Source organism: Vibrio cincinnatiensis DSM 19608, from assembly GCF_900167345.1.
Lineage (GTDB): Bacteria > Pseudomonadota > Gammaproteobacteria > Enterobacterales > Vibrionaceae > Vibrio > Vibrio cincinnatiensis.
In genome coordinates this window covers 123,321-143,264 of sequence record NZ_FUXB01000006.1, presented here as the reverse complement: position 1 = coordinate 143,264, position 19,944 = coordinate 123,321, and the positions used below count along the sequence as shown (strand labels likewise).

Below are 19,944 nucleotides of genomic sequence, written 5' to 3'. Positions count from 1 at the left end.
CATCAGTGTAATAGAAGTGTAGTCTGAGAATTATCTCGAGTTATGGAAAACCATTTGTGAATTTAAATCATAAATAAAGATATTTATCTGGAAGAAAGAAAAAATACAGAGAGAAGAATAAATTAATCAGAATAGGAATAATGCCTATCCATTGGTTTCACGGCCTTTAATAGATAAAGTGTTTCCCTAATCACAGAATATTTTTAATTTATTAATAGCCCAGTTAGCCATAGTAGAATCGAGTGAATAATCTTTGCTTAAGATCACAAAAACGAGTATCAAAAATGATACACAAAGGCTGATTGGTTATTAATCTGCCAAAATAACACGTTTCTGTCAAAGTAACCGCATGACTCACGATAAAATGCACAATGAAGAGCGCCACACATTCTATTTTGATTATAAAGAGCATTTGGCGACAATATAAAATAAAGCAAACCAACACACTATTGGTGAGAAGGTGGTCACGACACAATCCTACTTTCCTGCCGATGGATTTTTATTCACTCCTATTGGCAATTAATAAGAATAAGCACAACGATTATGCTTAATACAAAACTCATCAGCCTACTCCCTGACTTAGCCACTTTTATTTTAGTGGTCAATGAAGGCAGTTTTACTGCCGCGGCGCATAAACTTGGAGTCACACCATCGGCTTTAAGCAAATTAATTACTCGCCTTGAGCTAGCACTTTCTGTGAAATTGTTTGAAAGAACCACTCGAAAGCTCGTGATTACTCAAGCGGGACAAAGGGTTTACGATCAATGCTTAGTCATGGTCAACGCAGCCCAACAAGCCTTTGAACTCTCGAACGCCGATCACACCGAGCCTTCCGGCTCACTAACCGTGGCCGCACCTGAAGCATTTCTTAACTCCGTATTGCAACCGTTCGTCATTCCCTTTCTGAAACAATACCCCCATATTCAGCTCAAATTACGGGTTGCCGACGGAGAAATTGATCTTTTTCGTCACAATATTGATGTGGCGTTCAAACTCACCGATAGGCCCGATGAGAATTTAGTCTTACGAGAGTTGTGTAAAACAAATCTCGTACTATGCGCAAGCCCAGATTATGTAAAAGAACGAGGTCGCCCTCAGCATCCAACAGAATTAGTCCATCATGATTGCCTATATCTCGCGGAGACAGAACGAGATCATATTTGGGATTTTCTGAAAGAAGATGAATTTCATACCATTCCAGTAACGGGTCGGTATGCCGTCAATCATTCTCAAATGCGTCTAAATGCGGTGAAAAATGGCTTAGGTATCGGTATTTTTCATGACTTTGTTGTACAAGACGCATTAGCAGAGGGAAACGTTGTTCAGTTATTACAAAATTGGACGATAAAAAGTAATTATCATGGCGCCATTGCGATGCAATATGCTCAAACCAAATATATGCCCGCTCGATTACGCGTCTTTATTGACTTTATTTTACGACACCTTAAACCCAAATTAGAGACGCTACCGACATAAACAACAATGCTCAAGCACGAGGGGCTTGAGCATCTATGGTTTTCACTGAGTGATGAACTAACCAAACAACCGTTTAAAAATACTGGGCTTTTTCTTCTCATGGTATTCGATACGGAGATCATCCACCTCTTTGAGAGTCAGTTTGGCGGCATCAAACTCGCCACTTGCCAACTCATTCGTGGCTTTATTTAATGCAACCGCCAGCTTATTAAATCCTTCTTGGTAAATGCCCGCTCTTTCTGGCGGGTATGGTGTCTGCTTGGCTTGAACAACCAATAGACTCAACTGCGTGATGGGCTCTTGCATCTCCTCAACACTCTGAGCTTCTGCTGCGCCTTTAAACTCTAGTTTCATCTGCTGCATGATCTGCTTCATATCCATATCCGCCGCAAATCCCTGTCCGGCAGCAAATAATAATCCGGCACTCAGCAATAAACATTTTTTCATTGTATGGCTTCCTTTTGTGGTGTTGTTATTATCCTAATAGTTTCATTAATCATGAGAGAGAAAATACAGTGATGGATCCTCAACCCTGTAGTAGTAGGGATTGATATTCAGAAATCGGCTGACGCCCTCGTAGTGTCAGAAATGCCAAAAATTGCTGCGGGCTATGGGTAATCACGCGGGATGGTTCAACGCCAACCTTATCTAATAACTCACTTGCCAAGGTTAAATTCCCAACATCTTGGCAAAAATGAGCATCACTTCCTGTGGTTATCCAGGCTCCGGCCGCTTTCGCAACTTCAGCAATATGATAACAGCGTTCGACGCTGCCAACTCGGCTGTGCCCTTTTAAAGTGCTGTTATTAATTTCGATAGCAACATTATACTCCGCCGCGCAACCAACCACTGCTTCAAAATCAAAATCAAAATTGGGATTTCCTAAGTGCCCTAATGCATCCACTCGGCCACTTTTTATCGTATTGATAAGCGCTTGTGTATGAGCCGCTTTCGTGCTAGGTGGAAAAACAGGCTCATGAAAACTGGCAATAATCCAATCTAAATGTTGATCAACCGAAGGGTGAAGATCAACCTCGCCTTGAGTATTAAGGATATTGGATTCAACCCCTCGAATGATAGCAACATGGTGCAAAAAGCGAGGTAAAATTCGCTGATTCGCAAAGAACCAATAATGCGGAGCACCCGGCATAGACTCAGCGTGATCGGTCGTACAAAACATGGTTAGCCCATTATCACTGGCCGCCTTAGCATTTTCAATTAACGTACTATAAGCATGACCACTCGCATACGTATGTGTATGAGTATCCACAGCAAGTCTCATTCTACCCCTCCTCATGTTTAAGCGGAGATCAGTTTACCAGCCACATAAAAAGGTTACCAATAGAGTCTGGTCTTCAAGCGAACCAAACCCATTGATTAAACAAATATTCCCCATAATTTCATAGCAAAAACCTAAACGATTAAAGAGAGAACTCTTTGCTAACTCACACAATTTACTAATTTTTTTGCAAGTTACTCAGGTTGAACAATACTTAGTTTACCGAATGGATAAGGATAACTTGATGATTAGACGCCACTACCCTTTAAGCATTCAGATTAGTACCTTATTTTTGGTGCTGGTGACCTTTATTGGCGTTGCCCTTATCACCATTAGTTACCAACATTCACAACGTCTGCTCACTACCAGCGCCAAATCCATCAGTCATGAAAATAGCAAAAAATTAGAAAATGCCTTTCAACAAAAAAGTGCTCCGCTTCTGACGGCTTTAGATTTTCTCGCCTATAGTCGTTTTATTGAGAGTCCAAATTCCGTGAGCGAAGATGTTCGCTGGCTAGCCTCATTACAATTGGTATTTCAACGTAACCAAGACTTAGTTGCCCTTTACTACGGCAGTGACAATGGCGACTTCACACAGATTCGCCCCCTTTTTACAAGAGAGACCCAACACCACTTTCAAGCACCTGAACACGCCGTCTTATTGGTGAACGAGACTAAGGTTGATGGGTGGAATAAAGTGACCTTTCTTGATGAACAATTACAAATCATTGATTTTCAAGAAACACAAGATAATGCTTTTGACCCTCGAATCCGGCCTTGGTATGAAAGCGCTCAGCCAGATGGCGAGGTTCGTTTAACTGACCCTTATTTTTTCTACTTTTTACAAACACCAGGGATTACCTTTTCTCGTCGCTCCGCCGACGGCAGCAAAGTGGTTGGCGCTGACTTTACCTTAGATTCTCTCTCTCAGCAGTTATCTCGAATTGGTTTTTCAGCTAACACCCGATTGGCTCTCTTTGATCGACAATTTAACCTATTGGCACAGCACAATACCATCTTGCAACTCGACGATGATCAAGCCACCATCAACGAAAAATTGAAAACTGGCATATTTGCCTCCGTTGCTCACCGGATCAGCCATCAAACACTGTATGAAACCCTTCAATTAGCAAATGAAGATTGGTCCATCACCCTCACGCCAGTAAGCCTTAATCCACACACACACCTTTTTTTAGCAGAAGCCACCCCACAAAAAGATATTCTTGCTACCCTGCTTTCCATGCGAGACAGGCAAGTATCGGTCGCTTTATTACTGCTAGGCGTATGCTTTATCATCGTTTGGCTAGTGGCTGAACGACTTGCAAGACCCCTGACCAATTTGGTGGTACAAACAGACAATATCTCCCGCTTTGATTTTCAAAAAACACGCTACCCCAAAAGCGCAATCAAAGAAGTGGCCGATTTAACGAAGTCTATCGAATTGATGGAGCATACGCTGCATGATCTACTCCGTTTACTACGAGATACTGCCTCAAACCAAGACTTTGATGTGTTAGCCAAAATTATTACCCACCAAAGTTATCTCGTGACTCGAGCAGAAACCATCTTGCTTTATACCTATTCAAGTGAAACTCAGCGCTTCACCACCGCCGCAAATCACGCCATCATTCCATTCAAAATTGACATCAACACCTTGGTGCAAGAAACCCCTTGGTTGCTTGCTCAGCTACGTCAAGGTGAAACGGTACATCTCACTCGCCAAGATAACCTTCTGCACGCTTATCGAGAACAGCTCTACAATAGCGACATTTATCTATTCCCCCTCCTAAACCAAGCTCGCCAGCTTGTTGGGGTACTCAATTTAGGTTATGAACGTGCCATCACCAAAGCTCAAGCGGACAAGCACGCATTTTTACGCGAAGTGCTCAGCTTTGCAGAAATTGCTAAAGATAATATTGATAAAATGCAGCAACAAAAAGAAATGTTGAATGCCTTTATCACTCTTATCGCTTCCGCTATTGATACTAAATCCCCCTATACAGGTGGGCATTGCCAGCGAGTACCAGAGTTAACTCGCCTGCTGGCTGAGGCCGCCAGCCAAGACAACCAGTATTTCCCAAGTTTTTCTTTATCTTCTGAGCAGTGGGAAGAGCTGATGCTCGCCGCTTGGATGCACGATTGCGGTAAAGTCACGACCCCCGAATACGTGGTCGATAAAGCCACCAAACTTGAAACCATTTATGATCGAATCCACGAAATACGGATGCGGTTTGAACTATTAAAATGCCAAGCCGAGGTTGATTACTGGCAAGGCATTGCTCAAGGAGGAGACCCTATCGCCTTAGAAGCACAGCGAATTCATGAGCAACAGAGTCTCGATGATGATTTTGCTTTTGTCGCACAATGTAACCTGGGCTCTGAATGTATGAGTGATGAAGCGATCATTCGCTTAAAACAGATCGCTCAGCGCCAGTGGAAACGAACGCTGGATGATCAACTCGGGATTTCATGGTTAGAAGCCAAACGTCATACAGAAACCCCATCCCTCCCCGTGATGGAAAATGTACTGGCCGACAAAGCGGTCCATCAAATTCAATGGGAAACAGGCCAAGCACCTCAAGATATTTGGCCAGAAAAATTTGTACTACAACCGGGTGCGCTACGATATAACCGAGGGGAACTGTACAATCTATGCATCCGTCGAGGCACGCTCAACGATGAAGAACGCTTTATGATTAATGACCATATTGTCCAAACTATCCTCATGCTCAAACGCCTCCCCTATCCCGAACATCTCAAACATGTGCCCGATATTGCAGGTGGGCATCATGAACGCATGGATGGAAAAGGCTACCCTCGAGGCTTAAATGAGCAACAATTGTCCATCCCCGCCCGTATCATGGCTATCGCTGATGTTTTTGAAGCACTGACATCCAGCGATAGGCCGTACAAGAAAGCCAAAACTCTCGCCGAATCCATCGATATTATGACAGACATGGCGACCAGCGGTCATATTGATCCAAAACTCTATTTGATCTTTTTAGAACAAAAAATCTATCAGCGTTATGCTTCTCAATTCCTCGACACAACACAGCAAAGTCAGGTAGACCTTGATCAGCATATTCAACGTGTCAAAACTTATTTACGCGATCTGTTTTAATAAGCCTTTCCATGGTTGCCTTTAGAGAGAGATAAAAAAACAAGGAGTAACAATACGTTGAAAAGATGTTTGAGATATGAAGAGACAGGGAAAATTCACTGCCCATACCGAGTTTTGCTCCTCCTGCGATAACTCAAGATTTAATCGATTGCGTTATCAATAGTTGATGTATATCAAATTGTCGTAGACAATACTCTTCAGAGAACGATAGCCATTTCACTCACAGTGTGATCGGGTTATCGGTTTTGACTATGAACCTAATAGTCAAAAGCTACTTTTTATTTGTGTATGGCGCTGCTAGGGTTGGCGCATACTGAATACCTCGTTTTTAAGGGAAAGATGATGGTAATACCTGAAAACAGTTGCATTGTTATTTTCGGTGCATCGGGAGATCTCACCTATCGCAAGTTAATACCTGCTTTGTATCATTTATATGCAAGCAAACAACTACCTGAATCCTTTAGTATTCTGGGTGTGAGCCGAACGGAATACAGCGATCAAACTTACCGAGAGAAACTTAAACGCTCACTGCAAGAGTTAGAAAAAACCGAGCCCGCGATTCTTGATGCTTTCAGTGAACACCTTCACTACCAAGCCATTGACACATCCAATGTTGATGACTATGCCAAGTTACCAACTCGCCTTGATCAACTTGCAGAGCAATACCAACAAACTCAGCGCAATACGCTGTTTTATCTTGCAACGCCACCCAGCCTTTATGGTGTTATTCCCGCCTGCTTGGCCGCTCACGGATTAAACAATGAGCAAGAAGGCTGGAAACGATTAGTCATTGAAAAACCGTTTGGCTATGACTTAACCTCCGCACAGGCTCTGGATATCGAAATCCATCGTCATTTTTCTGAGCACCAGATCTACCGAATTGATCACTACTTAGGAAAAGAAACCGTTCAAAATTTACTGGTTTTCCGCTTTGCCAACGGGATGTTTGAGCCGCTATGGAATCGTAACTTTATTGACTATGTCGAAATTACGGGCGCAGAGTTTCTGGGTGTAGAAGAGCGTGGTGGTTATTACGATGGCTCCGGCGCCGTCCGCGACATGTTCCAAAACCATCTGCTCCAAGTACTAGCGATGATGAGTATGGAACCGCCTGCTGAGATTAACGCCAACTCCATTCGTAATGAAGTCAATAAAGTCTTACAAAGCTTACAACCCCTTTCTGAAGATGATCTCCGCAACAACCTCGTCCTCGGTCAATACACCGAGTCTGAAGTTCGTGGACAATTTCTCCCCAGCTACCGTAATGAGCCGGGAGTGGCCGATGATTCACGCACCGAAACATATGTTGCGTTGAAGATGTTTATTAATAACTGGCGTTGGAATGGTGTTCCTTTCTATGTCCGTTCAGGTAAACGCCTGCCTACCCGCGTCACCGAAGTGGTCATTCATTTCAAACGCACACCTCATCCAGTCTTTGGACAAAACGCACCAGAGAATAAACTGATCATCCGGATTCAGCCTGATGAAGGTATTCAGATGAGTTTTGGTTTGAAAGAACCCGGGGCAGGCTTTAAAGCGAAAGAGGTGTCGATGGACTTCCACTACACCTCGCTGGCGGAAAAGAAAATGCTCACCGCTTATGAACGCTTGCTACTTGATGCTCTCAATGGTGATGCCACACTATTTGCACGAACCGATGCAGTGGAAGCCTGTTGGAAATTTGTACAACCTATCTTGGACTTTAAACAAGATCCACAATCACTGTATGGTTATGCCTGCGGAACGTGGGGGCCTAAAGAAGCTTACGAACTTTTACATCGAGATCGCCGAGAATGGCGTTTCCCCTGTAAGAATTTAACCGATACGGATTACTGCGAATTATGATAAAAAATAAAATTTTCCCAACAGCGCAAGCGGTTGTGGAATCCTTAGCGAAGGACTTACAAACGTATAGCGAGCAAGGCAAGCCCGTGCATATTTCCCTTTCTGGTGGTAGCACGCCTAAAATGCTGTTTCAATTACTGGCTTCTCCGCCTTATGCCACTGCCATTCAGTGGCAAAATTTGCATTTTTGGTGGGGGGATGAACGCTGTGTCGCTCCCGATGATGCGGAAAGTAACTATGGCGAAGCCAACACGCTCTTATTTAGCCAAATCGACATTCCCTCTGACAACATCCACCGTATTTTAGGCGAAAATGAACCACAAGCCGAAGCGAAGCGTTTTGCTGAAGAAATGGCTCAAGTGATTCCGATGGAAAAGGGAGTCCCTGTTTTTGACTGGATCCTGCTAGGTGTCGGTGCCGATGGGCATACGGCTTCCCTCTTCCCTCATGTTACGAATTATCAAGATGAGCACCTATCCCTCGTAGCGACTCATCCAGAATCGGGCCAGCTTCGTGTTTCTAAAACGGCGAAAGTCTTAGAAGCGGCCAAACGTATTAGTTACCTTGTTCTTGGCTCAGGTAAAGCCGAGATCGTCCATGAAATTCACACCACTCCAGCCGAAGATCTTCCTTATCCAGCGGCTAAAATTCAGTCATCTCACGGTGATACGGAGTGGTATTTAGATTTAGACGCAGCAGCAAAGATTGCGTGAAGGAGAGTAAGAAATGAAAGGTGATATCGGAGTTATCGGCCTCGCAGTTATGGGCCAAAACCTCATTCTCAATATGAATGATCACGGCTTTAACGTTGTCGCACACAACCGTACAGCAGCAAAAGTAGATGAATTCCTTCAAGGGCCAGCCAAAGGGACCAATATTGTCGGAGCCTATTCACTACAAGAATTAGTCGACAAACTGGCAACCCCACGTAAAGTGATGTTGATGGTGCGTGCCGGAGAAGTGGTCGACACATTTATTGAACAATTGGTCCCTTTACTCGATAAAGGCGACATCATTATCGATGGTGGCAACACTAACTACCCAGACACAAACCGCCGAGTCGCTGCGTTACGTGAGAAAGGGATTCACTTTATTGGTACTGGTGTTTCTGGTGGTGAAGAAGGCGCACGTTTCGGGCCTTCAATTATGCCAGGTGGCGCTGTTGAAGCTTGGCCCGCAGTAAAACCGATTTTCCAAGCCATTTCGGCCAAAACCGACTCTGGTGAACCTTGTTGTGACTGGGTTGGTAATGACGGTGCAGGTCACTTTGTCAAAATGGTTCACAACGGTATTGAATACGGTGACATGCAGCTTATTACCGAAGCCTATCAATTTATGAAAGATGGCCTAGGTATGTCAGCCGATGAGATGCAAGCGGTATTTGCTGATTGGAACAAGACCGAACTTGATAGCTATCTGGTTGAGATCACCGCCGATATTCTTGGTTATAAAGATGAAGATGGCGAAGCATTAGTTGAGAAAATTCTCGATACTGCGGGCCAAAAAGGAACCGGTAAATGGACGGGCATCAATGCGCTGGATATGGGTATTCCTCTGACCTTGATTACGGAATCGGTGTTCTCTCGTTGTCTCTCTGCACTTAAAGATCAACGCGTTGCGGCTGAACAATTGTTTGCGAAAACCATTGCTCCTGTTGAAGGCGATAAAAAAGCATGGGTTGACGCCTTACGCCAAGCGCTATTGGCATCAAAAATCATCTCTTACGCACAAGGTTTTATGTTGATGCGTGAAGCCTCTAATGAAAATGGTTGGGATCTGAACTATGGTAACGTCGCGTTAATGTGGCGCGGCGGTTGTATCATTCGTTCGGCTTTCTTGGGTAACATCCGTGACGCATTTGCCACAAACCCAGACATTGCCTTCTTAGGCTCTGATGTTTATTTCAAAGGCATTTTGGATAACTGCCTTGCGGCATGGCGTAAAGTTGCAGCGAAATCGCTCGAAGTTGGCATTCCAATGCCCTGCACCACTTCTGCACTGACATTCTTAGACGGCTATACAACCGCTCGCCTACCCGCGAATTTATTGCAAGCACAACGTGACTATTTTGGTGCTCACACTTATGAACGTATTGACCGCCCTCGTGGTGAATTTTACCATACGAACTGGACAGGCACTGGCGGTGATACCGCTTCCACAACGTATGACGTATAAAAAAACGTTATACATATCTTGAGACTCATCCTAGTCTCTACGCCTAAAAAATAAGCATCAAGGAGGATGTTAACTTAGTTAACATCCTCTATTTTTTGCTTTAATTTCACAACTGAGAGAATTAACAATGACCTTCAATAAATATTTTGTTTTTGTTCCTAAAGCGTTAGAACAAGATGGACAACAAATGAATGAATGGACATCTGACAAGGAAACTCAGCGCCAAGCCATGGTAGAACAGGCGCAGCAACAAGGCGGTTGCTAATGATTATCCCGTCATGATTGATACCTTCTTATCCGTCATGACGGGGATCTACCTAACCCGAGGCTGTTCTCCTATTTAGACACGGCCCCTTCTTCACTTTTTATACACTTAGTCGCCTACAATACTTCATACCGTGCAACCTCATTTGTTTCCGATAGGATACTTAATCCATTGCATCGATCCTTATTCGTTCATTTTAAGACACAATGATGTCTACTCTCTGCTCTATATCCGTACAAACGTACGCTCTATACTCGACTTCAGCACTCACAAAACAGAGAACTGAAGAATCAAGCATGAAAACGGTACACTATATTTTTGACCCGATGTGTGGTTGGTGCTATGGCGCCAGCCCTTTAATTGAATCGCTCAATGCGATGCCAGAACTACATTTATCGTTACATCCAGGTGGTATGTTAACTCGCCAAACAATCGCAGAACCTTTTCGTCAGCATATTTTAAACGCCGATGAACGGATTGCTCAAATCACAGGGCAACACTTTGGACAAGCGTATCGTGAAAGGTTACATCATCATGAGCCATTCACTCTGGACTCTTATGTCACCGCGCAAGCGATATTGGCTGCCGATTCCCATCAACATTTGGGTTTTGACATGCTGAAAAAGATTCAAGAAGCACACTACCAAGACGGAAAAATGGTGACTGAATCAGCCACATTAGCTCAACTCGCACAAAAGTTAGGCATAAACGCTGATGATTGGTCTCTGGCAATGAATCATGCCGCCACACAGTTAGAGGCCACCATTCAACATACGCGAACTTTAATGGAAGCATGGCAGCTATCTGGCTTTCCTTCGATGATGATTGAGTATACAGATGGCAAACTTCAGTTTGTGCCGCTCAACCATTATTACGGAGACACACCGTCGTGGATTCATTTCTGGGAAACCATCATCAATGAAACATAATATCTTGATAGAAGGCGACGAAAATAGTGTCTGAGGTATTTCTAGAAAAACAATAGCCCCCAATTGGGGGCTATATCATCATTCAATCGACTTCTGAATTATTGCAGATCAAAGCGATCCGCATTCATCACTTTGCACCAAGCCGTCACAAAGTCTTTAACAAATTTCTCTTTGTTATCGTCTTGCGCGTACACTTCCGCGTATGAGCGAAGAATAGAATTCGAGCCAAACACTAAATCGACTCGTGTCGCTGTCCACTTCACTGCGCCAGATTGTCGTTCGCAAATTTCATACAAGTTACGACCTTTAGGTTTCCAAGTGTAACGCATATCCGTTAAGTTCACGAAAAAGTCGTTACTCAGCACACCGACATTTTCGGTAAAGACACCATGGGATGATCCCCCATAGTTCGTACCTAAAACTCGCATCCCCCCCATCAATACCGTCATCTCAGGCGCAGTCAGACGCATCAATTGAGCGCGATCCAGCAACAGCTCTTCAGGGTTAACAACATAGTCTTTCTTCAACCAATTCCGGAAACCATCAGATAGAGGTTCAAGAACATCAAACGACTCTACATCCGTCTGTTCTAATGTGGCATCGCCCCTCCCTGCGGCAAACGGCACCTTAACCTCAACGCCAGCCGCTTTGGCCGCCAGTTCAACCCCTAAATTACCCGCAAGTACAATGGTATCGGCCACGCTAATGCTAAACGTACTCGCAATATTTTCAAGCACAGTCAGTACTTTAGATAAACGCTCTGGCTCATTACCTTGCCAATCTTTCTGTGGGGCTAACCGAATACGCGCACCATTCGCGCCGCCTCGTTTATCCGATCCACGGAAGGTTCGAGCACTGTCCCATGCCGTAGACACCATTTCACTAATGCTAAGGCCACTTGCTGCAATTTTTGCTTTCACCGCCTCGGCGTCATAATCCGTTCGACCCGCAGGAATAGGATCTTGCCAGATCAGGTCTTCTTTCGGCACATCAGGGCCAATATAACGCGCTTTAGGTCCCATATCTCGGTGAGTTAATTTAAACCAAGCACGAGCAAAGACTTCAGAGAAGTATGCGGGATCTTGATAATAACGCTCAGCAATTTTACGGTATTCTGGATCCATTTTTAATGCCATATCGGCATCAGTCATAATCGGGTTATAGCGAATGCTTGGGTCTTCGACATCAACGGGTTTATCTTCTTCTTTAATATCAATGGGTTCCCACTGCCAAGCGCCAGCTGGGCTTTTTTTCAATTCCCAATCATAAGTAAATAACAAGTAGAAGAAACCGTTATCCCACTGTGTTGGATTGGTTGTCCACGCCCCTTCAATACCACTGGTCACCGTATTACGGCCAACACCACGGGTTGTGTGATTGATCCAACCTAAACCTTGTTCTTCTAATTCCGCACCTTCAGGATCTGGACCTAGATTAGCCGCATCGCCATTCCCATGACACTTCCCAACGGTGTGACCACCCGCCGTTAACGCAACGGTTTCCTCATCATTCATCGCCATACGCTCAAAGGTGACACGCATATCTTGGGCGGTCTTTAGAGGGTCTGGGTTACCATCCACCCCTTCAGGATTCACATAGATCAACCCCATCATTACAGCCGCGAGAGGATTTTCTAAATCACGAACACCGGAGTAACGGCTATTTTTCGCCCCACTTGGCGCAAGCCATTCTTTTTCTGAGCCCCAATACGTATCTTTTTCTGGATGCCAAATGTCTTCCCGACCAAAGCCAAATCCAAAGGTTTTCAGCCCCATCGATTCATACGCCATATTTCCCGCGAGGATGATCAAATCCGCCCAGCTAATTTTATTGCCATACTTTTGTTTAATCGGCCATAGCAAACGGCGGGCTTTATCTAAGTTGGCATTATCAGGCCAAGAGTTAATCGGTGCAAAACGCTGATTTCCCGTTCCAGCCCCACCGCGGCCATCGGCAATACGGTATGTCCCAGCAGAGTGCCATGCCATACGAATCATCAAACCACCATAATGACCCCAATCCGCAGGCCACCATTCTTGGCTGGTTGTCATCAACGCTTTGAGATCATTTTTTAATGCCTCGACATCCAGTTTTTTTAACTGTTCTCGATAGTTAAAATCAGGCCCCATTGGATTTGTTTTCGCATCATGCTGGTGCAAAATATCGAGATTCAGAGCTTTTGGCCACCAGTCCATATTGGACATATCAGCAGACGTTACCCCCCCATGCATGACAGGACATTTACCGCCTGAATTCATACCATTCTTTTCCATTGTTTTCTCCTTGCTACGCATTGCTACGATTGACAACCGTGTTAGGTCACAAATCAATGTATCCTATATACCCAAACCATTAATAAGAGCCAGTGAGATGAGGAAACCTTCATCCCAATACATCAGTAATGGGAGAAACGTCCTCCCCACATGATTTGAAAGAGTATTGGAGATAGCACTTATTGGTTCTTCACTAAGTTAGACCATTTATAAATCAAACACTAATACGCTATCACTATCAGTTTAATAGGTAATGCCTACTACCTACTATTTAGAGAACATCGACATTAAGAATAGATGATGGTGAAAAGTTTTCAGACTTTGGTCCGAATCAATGGACATAGCTTGATATTTATCAAGGTATGGGTGGCTTCTTACCCTCATCTTTGACTCAAGAAAGGCAAGCAAATACATTCATAACATAAATAGTTGATGAAATTTTATTCTCTCTGCTGTTTTTTTTCGACGTTTAATACATTTATACACATTTTTGATGCATTTTCTTTCACTATTCAATAGCATATATAAGCCGTTATGAGATGATGAATCATCAGTACGAGCCCACGAATAAGAAGTCTGGAATCCATCTACCGCAAGGGAAAGCCCATATCTCATCAACATTAACCTTAAGTCATCGAACAAGGGGTTGGGTTGAAAGAATGTCTCCACTCCTAGCGTTTGAACTTCCATTCATGCTCGTGATGGCAAGATAAAAAGGGAAAGAGCACAAGGGCATCGCTTTCCCCTAACAAGGACATCAACAATTTAATCTCACAAGGAAATTATCGTGACTTACATTCATGACACCATCGTCAAATTACAAAAAACGAGCCCAGCGCAAGCCGAGTTTTATCAAGCAGTAGAAGAGATCTTAGACTCACTACAGCCAATTTTAGAAACCAATGAAAAATACAAAAAACACGCCATCATCGAGCGAATGGTCGAACCTGAACGACAAATTATGTTCCGTGTGCCTTGGGTTGACGATCAAGGGAATGTTCAAGTCAACAAAGGGTATCGGATTGAATTTAACTCTGCCTTGGGGCCGTACAAAGGTGGGTTACGTTTCCACCCAAGTGTTAATGCAAGTATCATCAAGTTCTTAGGCTTTGAGCAAATTTTTAAAAATGCTTTAACGGGTCTTCCCATTGGGGGAGGCAAAGGCGGCGCAAACTTCGATCCCAAAGGAAAATCAGATGGCGAAATCATGCGTTTTTGCCAATCGTTTATTAATGAGTTATACCGCCACATAGGCCCAACTTGTGATGTCCCAGCAGGAGACATCGGCGTTGGGGCCCGTGAAATTGGCTATATGTTTGGTCAATATAAACGCTTAACTGGCAACTATGACGGCGTATTTACCGGGAAAAGCCTGCTCTGGGGCGGTTCTTTGGTTCGTAAAGAAGCGACTGGCTACGGATGTGTTTATTTCGCGCAATACATGCTGGAAGATCAGAATCAATCATTAGCCGGAAAAACCTGTCTAGTTTCAGGGGCTGGCAATGTGGCTATCTACACCATTGAAAAGCTTTATGAACTCGGGGCTCTCCCTATTACCTGTTCAGATTCCAGCGGCACTCTCTATCATGAAACAGGCATCAACTTAGCCACGTTAAAAGAACTTAAAGAAGTACGTAAAGTTCGCCTAGAAGAGTATCTACAGCATCACCCAGATGCTCGTTATATTCCGGTCAGTGACTACCCAACTGATGGTCATGCGGTATGGCGCTTCCCTGCTGAGCTCGCTTTCCCATGTGCGACACAAAATGAACTTACTGAGCAAGATGCGCAAACTTTGGTTGCTAATGGGGTTATCGCCGTCTCGGAAGGCGCGAATATGCCTTCCACCCAAGATGCAGTTGAAGTTTTTCTTAATGCAAAAATTTGCTACGGCCCGGGTAAAGCCGCCAATGCCGGAGGCGTAGCCACCAGCCAGCTAGAAATGGCACAAAACGCCAGTATGCAAACTTGGAGTTTTGCCGAAGTGGATGAAAAACTGAAAGTGATCATGAAAAACATCTACCGTAATGCACGCGATACGGCGTCAGAATTTGGCGAACCCCACAACTTAGTTCTTGGTGCAAACATAGCAGGCTTTAGAAAAGTAGCGGATGCGATGATTGAGCAAGGTGTGGTTTAATCTCAACCGCTCAACGAGAGAGTAAGGGGAACTCCCCTTACTCTTACTGGCTACCGACTCTTCTCAAGATAGAGCTGAATTTCTTCTTCTAAGCGCTGTACTTGTTTTTTCACTTCAGCAAAATATTCAGGAAGCGCCTCTACGTTTTCAAAGCGCTCAAGCCGCTCACACGCTTCCATCAAATCAGACGCTTCGATCATCCGACATACCCCTTTAATCTTATGGGCAATATTTCGAATTTCATTGCTCTCTTCAAGTTCCACCGCTGCGGTTAGCTCAGCAATATCAGCATGATTCACCGTTACAAGTTCATGTAATATCTGTTTCGCAACCAACGTATCACCACCTAATAAGCGTTCTAAACTTTCTGGTTTAAAACAGGGAGTTAAATGATTGGCAGAAATCAATGGTTTTCCCTCGTCCACTTTCACTTCTTCTGAAAAATAGGTTTTCAACACGCTATCTAGATCATCTAAATTGAGTGGTTTAAATAAACAATCATCCATACCGGCCTCTATACAAGCTTCTCTTACTTCTAACTGCGCATTAGCGGTATAGCCAAGAATAATTGCCGGATGCCTGTGCTCTATTTTCTCAACATTTCTCAAATGCCGAGCTAATTCATAACCATCCATTTCAGGCATGGTGCAATCCGTAATCACAGCGTGATAGCTATTTTCTTCATATCGCTCTAACGCTAATTTACCACTCGCCGCTTCATCAACAACATGGCCAAGATAAGCAAGTTGTTGGGATAAGAGCAAGCGATTGACCTTATTATCATCAACAATAAGGATATATTTAGACGTCAGTATTGTTTCTGAGACTTCCATTCGGTGAATCTCTGAGTCTTGATCACCTTCCTGAGTAGAAATAATAAGCGGTAAGATAACATCCACCGTAGTTCCCTTATCCATTTCACTCTCGATAAAAATATCACCTCCCATTAATTTACATAGCGAATAACAAATATTAAGCCCTAACCCCGTTCCACCTTTGTCATTATTATGCGATTGGATAAAGGGTGAAAAAATATTTTCTTTTATCTCATTCGGAATTCCAACACCTGAATCAGATATTTTTATATTTAAGCATTCTTTTCCATCATCATTTATTAGTATCGAAACAGACAGTTTAATAAAACCTTGGTCAGTGAATTTTATTGCATTACCCAAAATATTAGAGATAATTTGTTTTATTCGCAATGAATCTAATATAACAAAAGAAGGAACCTGAGAATCAAAAGATAGAGTCAGCTCTAATCCTTTTTGCTTCGCTATCCCTTCAAAAACCTGAACAACATAAGTGATTTTTTGCCTAATATTAATATCTTTAGGCACTAAATCTAACCGCCCTGACTCTATTTTAACTACATCTAAAATATCGCCAATGAGTGCCAAAAGCCCTTTTGCTGAAGTATGGGCGATTTTCACTGATTCAACATCCGTTTCTCCCCTATCTGAATGTTTAATCGCCAACTCTAACAAACCAATAATGGCATTCATCGGGGTACGGATCTCATGAATCATGGTCGCTAAAAAATTGGTTTTTGCTTGGCTTGCATTATCCGCTTTTTCTTTTGCCAGCATGAGTTCTTCTAATAAACGAATACGCTCAGAAACATCAATCCAACCCCCAACAACACCGGCTATATTTCCTTCATGATCACAGTATGGTTGAAACCAATGATAAATATGAACAATTTGACCATTGATGATCAGTTGTTTATCTTTATAAATAGCTTTTCTATCTCTAATCGCTTCATAATAATCTTTATGAATATTCACCATAGTACAACAGGTCATTTTTGCTAATTTATAAAATTTATCATCCGTAGGTAAAGGAAGATTAAATATTTTACGATAGCTTTCATTACAGAGCACAATCTCACGCTTTGAATTTCGAACATAAATAGGATGAGGGATACTGTCTATGACCTCTTGCATAAATTTTAAATGATATTTAAGTGCTTGCGTAATATCGAGCCTTTTTAGGTAGTGGTTACGAGTAAATCGAGCCCAGACTAATGAGGCTAAAATTAATATGACTGATGAAATAAAAATAGTAAATATGGTGTTTTTATAATCACGCCAGTTCTCTTGTCCAGGAACCGCATTACGTCGCCAACGATTATCTACCGTTTGTAGAGCATCGGGAGAGATAACTAAAATTGCCTTATCTAAAATAGAAATTAATTCTGAGTTTTTCTTTTTTGCTGCAAAAGAAATCATTACTGGGGGAAGATCATAGAAAATCTCTCTCACACCTAAACGGTCATGAAAATATCGTTGGATATAATAGTCAGCAACACCTAAAGTTACCATCGTTGCATCTACTTTACCTGCAACAATCAAATCCATGGCCTCTAAATAGTTGGGGACTAATTTCACTTCAGCGTAAGGAAACACCTTGTATTTAATATCATTCGCAACATTCGATTCAGCTAAAGCTAATTTTTCTATCTTAAAATCAGAACTAACTGCATTTGATGAAAGAGTAATTAAAGATAAGTATGCATGTGAAATACTTTTTGAAAATAAAAAGTTCTCACTTCGACGCTCTGAGGGAGAAAGCAACGCAATATCAGCCTTATCATTTTTTAAATATAATTCAACTTCTGTTAGATTCTTCACGGGTATAATAATAATATCAATACCCAATTTAACTTTAATCACATCCAGAATATCGGCAGCAAAACCACTAAAAATATCATTTTTATCATAATAACTGACAGGAGCATTAAATTCGTTAACAACCACCCTTAAAGTATTATTCGCCTTTAACCATTCTTTCTCTGATTCTGAAAGGCTGAGCCCATCATTAATCTCTGATATGGCTTGAAAACTATTGCCCCATCGATTTTTTATTGAGAGATGCTCACTGTCAGAAATGGAAGATAAAACAAGATCGAAGGTTTCTTTTAATAAAAAATTATCTTTACTAAAAATAAACTTAGCCTGATAGGGTTTAATATCAACAAAATAATTTAATTTCAATGACTTATATAAATCTTTTAATAGGTAATTAGCAGAAAACACATCTAAAATAACACCATCCGATCTCCCCAACACGGTAGACTGTATTGCTTCATAATAAGAGTCATATTTATAAACATGACTCTTATTAAATAAATGTTCAATATCATCAAGTTGAATATATCCATTTTGAATAGCAATATTATTAACATTCGTGTTATAATCATTTGCATAAACAAAAAAAACACTTTCAATATAAGGAATACTGGATAAGTGTTCAAAATCTGAATCATAGACATGTCCAGAAGTTACTATATCAATGATTCCTTCTTGTAATGCCTTGATCAGTTCATCTTTATCATCAAATAAAATAATATCAAAGCTTACATCTAACGCTGTAAAGATATAATTTAAATAATCGGCAGCAATTCCTTCAAAGTAATAACCAGAACCATTCATTGACATATTATATGGGGGATCATCCTCATTAAGTACCCCAACGATAACTTTCTTGTACTTATCTTTGAAGGAAAGGATTATCTCCTCATCTACTTTTTGTATTGAAAATCCAAGATAACTAAAAATATTTAAGCGCTTATATGAATTTTGTTCAGCATTTAGCGTGTAGGAAACAGTGAGTAATAATAAAAAAATGATACTACCAATACTCTTAGTCATATAATCCCATTCTGTTTTGCTATTTCAATCAGATCTACCAGTGTTTTAACATTTAACTTTTCAAATATCTTACTTTTATATGTACTGATCGTTTTGTTACTTAGTAACATTCTTTCTGATATTTCTTTATTGGTTAAGCCACTTACCAATAATTGAAAAACAGCCATTTCCCTCCCTGACAATTTTTTCAAACCTAGTTTTTCATTACTTTTATCCCCCTGATAACTATTAAATTTCGATTGATTAGGAAAGAAAGCATAACCACAAGTAATGGCTTTAAGCGCAGCAATTACCGCTGTCAATTCCTCATTTTTAGAAACGAAACCTGCGGCCCCAGCTTGAACGCAACGGCTTACATAATAATCAGAAGGTTGAGCTGTCAGCACTAGCACTTTAGGAGGATCGGGTAAATGTGCAAGACGGTTAATCACTTCTAAGCCATCGAGTTTAGGGATACCAATATCTAAAATAATCGCATCAGGGTGCTTTTCTTTGATCAATTTTAATGCATCTACACCATTGTCTGTGGTAGCGATGACCTGATAATCATTCTGCTCTAACATCGCTTTTAGCGCCATCACAACAACAGGGTGATCATCAATAATAATGATTTTCTTTTTTCTATTCTTATCCATAGCTTTCTCCTTTTTTAAGAGAAATCCTACATCTTACATTTAAGAAAAAATGTAGGATAAACCCTATTCGATGCTAGGAATAATCCTATTCACAATATGTCGACTTAACCATACTAAATTTTATCCTGTTGGTATAAGCTCTTATTAACAATA

Annotated in this window: 13 protein-coding genes; 8 read left to right on the top strand and 5 right to left on the bottom strand. The window is 41.9% G+C overall.

Annotated features, from left to right (window positions below):
• Positions 1 to 543 precede the first annotated feature (543 nt).
• Entirely contained in the window at positions 544 to 1,476 is a 933-nt protein-coding gene (locus tag B5D54_RS07250) for a LysR family transcriptional regulator (protein WP_078925866.1), read from the top strand.
• 57 nt (positions 1,477 to 1,533) lie between these two features.
• On the opposite strand, the gene B5D54_RS07245 is transcribed toward B5D54_RS07250, so the two are convergent.
• On the bottom strand, positions 1,534 to 1,923 hold the full coding sequence (locus tag B5D54_RS07245; protein WP_078925865.1) for a cytochrome b562: 390 nt from the start codon (positions 1,921 to 1,923) through the stop codon (positions 1,534 to 1,536).
• A 79-nt stretch (positions 1,924 to 2,002) separates the two neighbouring features.
• On the bottom strand, positions 2,003 to 2,758 hold the full coding sequence (locus B5D54_RS07240; protein WP_078925864.1) for a phosphatase: 756 nt from the start codon (positions 2,756 to 2,758) through the stop codon (positions 2,003 to 2,005).
• 241 nt (positions 2,759 to 2,999) lie between these two features.
• Here B5D54_RS07240 and B5D54_RS07235 point away from each other — a divergent pair, with 241 nt between their 5' ends.
• From B5D54_RS07235 to B5D54_RS07215, 6 genes are all read left to right on the top strand, one after another.
• Entirely contained in the window at positions 3,000 to 5,876 is a 2,877-nt protein-coding gene (locus B5D54_RS07235) for an HD domain-containing phosphohydrolase (RefSeq protein WP_078925863.1), read from the top strand.
• A gap of 342 nt (positions 5,877 to 6,218) precedes the next feature.
• On the top strand, positions 6,219 to 7,721 hold the full coding sequence (gene zwf, locus B5D54_RS07230) for a glucose-6-phosphate dehydrogenase (protein WP_078925862.1): 1,503 nt from the start codon (positions 6,219 to 6,221) through the stop codon (positions 7,719 to 7,721).
• Positions 7,718 to 8,434, top strand: coding sequence for a 6-phosphogluconolactonase (gene pgl, locus B5D54_RS07225; RefSeq protein ID WP_078925861.1), 717 nt, complete (start codon positions 7,718 to 7,720; stop codon positions 8,432 to 8,434). Before zwf ends, pgl begins: the two co-directional genes overlap by 4 nt.
• A gap of 13 nt (positions 8,435 to 8,447) precedes the next feature.
• Positions 8,448 to 9,896 (top strand): decarboxylating NADP(+)-dependent phosphogluconate dehydrogenase, encoded by a 1,449-nt coding sequence (gnd, locus tag B5D54_RS07220; protein WP_078925860.1) that lies wholly within the window; start codon positions 8,448 to 8,450, stop codon positions 9,894 to 9,896.
• 127 nt (positions 9,897 to 10,023) lie between these two features.
• Positions 10,024 to 10,161, top strand: coding sequence for a hypothetical protein (locus tag B5D54_RS17215; protein ID WP_167514861.1), 138 nt, complete (start codon positions 10,024 to 10,026; stop codon positions 10,159 to 10,161).
• A 296-nt stretch (positions 10,162 to 10,457) separates the two neighbouring features.
• Complete coding sequence (locus tag B5D54_RS07215; RefSeq protein ID WP_078925859.1) at positions 10,458 to 11,090, top strand: DsbA family protein; 633 nt, start codon at positions 10,458 to 10,460, stop codon at positions 11,088 to 11,090.
• A 98-nt stretch (positions 11,091 to 11,188) separates the two neighbouring features.
• On the opposite strand, the gene katG is transcribed toward B5D54_RS07215, so the two are convergent.
• Complete coding sequence (gene katG / locus B5D54_RS07210) at positions 11,189 to 13,363, bottom strand: catalase/peroxidase HPI (protein WP_078925858.1); 2,175 nt, start codon at positions 13,361 to 13,363, stop codon at positions 11,189 to 11,191.
• 787 nt (positions 13,364 to 14,150) lie between these two features.
• Here katG and gdhA point away from each other — a divergent pair.
• Positions 14,151 to 15,503 carry an NADP-specific glutamate dehydrogenase gene (gene gdhA / locus B5D54_RS07205; protein ID WP_078925857.1) on the top strand — a complete coding sequence of 451 codons (1,353 nt, stop codon included), beginning with the start codon at positions 14,151 to 14,153 and terminating at the stop codon, positions 15,501 to 15,503.
• A gap of 50 nt (positions 15,504 to 15,553) precedes the next feature.
• Here gdhA and B5D54_RS07200 read toward each other — a convergent pair whose 3' ends face one another.
• Both B5D54_RS07200 and B5D54_RS07195 read right to left on the bottom strand, forming a co-directional pair.
• Entirely contained in the window at positions 15,554 to 19,156 is a 3,603-nt protein-coding gene (locus tag B5D54_RS07200) for an ATP-binding protein (RefSeq protein ID WP_078925856.1), read from the bottom strand.
• Positions 19,153 to 19,791: a response regulator transcription factor gene (locus B5D54_RS07195; RefSeq protein WP_078925855.1), complete on the bottom strand. Its 639-nt coding sequence runs from the start codon at positions 19,789 to 19,791 to the stop codon at positions 19,153 to 19,155. The genes B5D54_RS07200 and B5D54_RS07195 overlap by 4 nt, the downstream gene beginning before the upstream one ends.
• Positions 19,792 to 19,944: the final 153 nt, after the last annotated feature.